At 65.1% G+C, this 3,446-nt stretch carries 2 protein-coding genes; both read left to right on the plus strand.

Going from position 1 to position 3,446, the window contains the following annotated elements; translation table 11 throughout:
• Positions 1-2,082 (plus strand): type I secretion system permease/ATPase (locus tag ACIQ36_RS19375; RefSeq protein ID WP_395832419.1); only part of this gene is annotated, 2,082 nt, incomplete at its 5' end.
• Positions 2,083-2,278: 196 nt separating this feature from the next.
• On the plus strand, positions 2,279-3,446 hold a 1,168-nt coding region (locus tag ACIQ36_RS19380; protein ID WP_395832421.1), incomplete at its 3' end, for an HlyD family type I secretion periplasmic adaptor subunit.

Here is a 3,446-nt window from a genome sequence, read left to right on the forward strand (position 1 = left end):
CTCGGGTTAGGCCTCTCGCCGGAGCGGTTGCGGGCACAGGTTGGGGCCGATGGGGTGCTGGCGCGGCACGAGGTGGTGCGGTTGGCGCGGCAGATCGGCTTTCAGGCGTCGGATCGCAAAAGTGTTTGGAAAAGGTTAACGGGACTTCGTCTTCCGGCCCTGATCGAGCGGCGGGATGGGACGTTTTTTCTGCTCGCCAAACTCTCGGAGCGCGAGGCCTTGATCCAAGACCCGCTGGTCGGCGCGCCGCAGACGCTGAGCCGGGCCGAGTTTGAGGCGGCTTGGTCGGGTCGGGTGATCGAGGTGACGCGGCGGGAAAGCGATGCTGCGGCAACGCCGGGCTGGTTTAACGTCGGTTGGTTTTTCAGCATCGCGCGTAAATACGCCAATCTTTTCAGCGAAGTCCTGCTCGCCAGCTTTTGTTTGCAACTCTTCGGGCTGGTCTCGCCGCTGCTGTTCCAAGTGGTGATCGATAAGGTTTTGGTCCACCGCTCGCTCTCAACCCTCGACGTGCTGATTTTGGCGATGGCGGCCCTCACCCTGTTCGAGGTGCTGCTGACGGCGCTCCGAACCTACACCTTCAGCCACACGACGCGGCGGATCGACGTCGAGCTTGGCGCGAAAATGTTCCGGCATCTCATGGGGCTGCCGCTGAGCTATTTTGAGGCGCGCCGCGTGGGCGATACGGTGGCGCGGGTGCGGGAGCTTGAAGGCGTGCGCGCTTTCCTCACCGGCTCGGCGCTGACGCTTGGGATTGACCTCTTCTTCACCATCGTCTTCTTCGCGGTGATGTGGATGTATAGCCCGGTGCTGACGCTGATCGTGCTGGGCTCGCTGCCGCTCTATGTGATCGTGTCGCTTCTCGTCACGCCCATGCTGAAGAAACGCATGGAAGTCAGCTCCAAGCACCAGTCGGAAAGTCAAGCCTTTCTGGTGGAAATGGTCGGCGGCATCGAAACGGTTAAATCGATGGCGGTCGAGCCGCGCTTGCAGCGGCGCTGGGAAGAGCATCTAGCCGATCATGCCGAAAGCGCCTTCCAGTCCGGGCAATTGGCGCAATGGGCGGGCCAGGCGGTTAATTTGATCTCCAAAGGCACCACCGTGCTGCTGCTCTATGTGGGCGCGCGCGCGGTGATCGAGGGCTCGCTGTCGGTCGGCGAACTCATTGGCTTTAATATGCTGGCGGGCCGGGTGGCAGCGCCGATCCTGCGCCTGTCCCAGGTGTGGCAAGAGTTCCAGCAGATGCGCGTCTCGGTGTCGCGTTTGGCCGAAGTGATGGACAATCCCGCCGAACCCGCCAGCGCCGCGCACCGGGCTCTGCCGTCGCAGATCGAAGGCCGCATCGACATCGACCACCTCGGCTTCCGCTACCGCCCCGACGGGCCGGAAGTGCTGACCGACGTTTCCTTGAAAATCGAACCCGGTGAAATCATCGGCATCGTCGGCCCCTCGGGCTCGGGCAAGAGCACGCTCGCAAAACTCATCCAGCGCCTTCAGGTGCCGGAGAAGGGCCGCGTGCTGGTCGATGGCATGGACCTCGCCCTGATCGACCCGCAGTGGCTGCGCCGACAAATGGGCGTGGTGTTGCAAGAAAACGTGCTCTTCAACCGCTCGATCCGCGACAATATCGCCCTGGCCGAGCCCGGCGCGTCGATGGACCGGGTGATCGCCGCCGCCAAACTCGCCGGCGCGCACGAGTTCATCCTCGAACTGCCGCAGGCCTATGACACCGTCACCGGCGAGCGCGGGGCCAGCCTCTCCGGCGGGCAACGCCAGCGCCTCGCCCTGGCGCGCGCCCTGCTCACCGACCCGCGCGTCCTCATCCTCGACGAGGCCACCAGCGCGCTCGACGTTGAATCCGAGCAGATCATCCAGGCCAATATGCGCCAGATCTGCGCCGGGCGCACCGTCATCATCATCGCCCACCGCCTCACCACCGTCCGTATGGCCAGCCGCATCCTCACCCTGGAACGCGGTCGCCTGATCGAAGACGGCACCCACGAAGACCTGCTGGCCAAAGGCGGCCGCTACGCCAGCCTCTACGCCATCCAAGGCGGGCGCATGCCGGAGGGGGCAGCGTGAGGATGGCGCGCTCTCTTCTCAGGGGCTTTGCCCCCGAACCCCCAGCCAAGGGACTTGTCCCTTGGCAATCCCATTTAATTTATAATGGCTCCGGTGCTTCTCGTGCTTCTCCAAAAGCACTCGCGGATTCCCAAGGGGCCGTCGCCCCTTGGGCGGGGTCCAGGGGCAGCGCCCCTGCCAAGCCGAAAGCCGCATCATGAGCACGACACGCGATCTGACGTTTCTTCCGGCGGCGCTGGAGGTGTTGGAGCGGCCGCCGTCCCCGCTGGGGCGGGGGTTGGTGCTGGCCTTGTGTGCGCTGGTGATTGGCGGGATTGGCTGGGCGTCGGTGGCGTCGCTGGATGTGGTGGCGACGGGGACGGGGCGGATTATTCCGGCGGGGAAGGTGAAGCTGATCCAACCGGCGGATGCGGGGGTGGTGAAGGCCATTCGCGTGGTGGAAGGCCAGCGGGTGACGGCGGGCGAGGTGCTGATGGAGTTGGACCCGACCAGCGTCGAGGCGGATCTGGCGGGGCTGAGCCGGGATTATCTGCAAGCGCAACTGGATGTGGCACGGCTGACGGCACTGCTGACGCGGCCGGAGGACCCGGAGAGCGCGTTCACCGTGCCGGAAGGGGCGGATGTGAGCTATCTGCCGCAGCAGCGGGCGTTGATGCAGGCGCGGGCCGCCGAACAGGTGGCGCGGTTTGCGGCGGGGGATGCGGATCTCGCCAAACGCCAGGCGGAGCTTCAGTCGATCCAGGCGCAGATTGCCAAACTGAACGCGACGATTCCGTTGGTGCGCAAACGGGCGGAAACGCGGCGTTATCTGGCCGATAAGCAAATCGGCTCGGAAATCACCGCACTGGAAATCCAGCAGCAGTTGGTGGAGCAGGAGCGCGAACTGACCGTGCAGCAGTCGCGGTTGGTGGAAGCCCAAGCGACGCTAACGGCGACGCGGCAGGCGCGGGCGCAAATAAGGGCGGAGGTGGAGCGCACCTTGCAAACCGAGCGCGCGGACGCGGAAAAACGCCGCGCCGCGCTGCATCAAGAACTGATTAAGGCCGAGCAGCGCCGCCAGTTCCGCACGATCACGGCCCCGGTGGACGGCACGATCCAGCAGTTGGCCGTCACCACGGTCGGCGGTGTCGTCACGGCGGCGCAAGCGCTGATGGTGCTGGTGCCCGCCGATGCCGGACTGGAGGTGCAGGCGAATTTGCTGAACCGCGATATCGGCTTCGTCCACCCCGGCCAACGTGCCGTGGTGAAAGTGGAAACCTTCACCTTCACGCGCTACGGCTATCTGGAGGCGACCGTGGAGAGCGTGTCGCGCGACGCCATCGACGATCCGCGCCAAGGGCTGATCTATCAAGCCCGCCTGAAGC

The sequence above is a fragment of the Elstera sp. genome (genome assembly GCF_044372965.1).
Classification (GTDB): Bacteria; Pseudomonadota; Alphaproteobacteria; order Elsterales; family Elsteraceae; genus Elstera.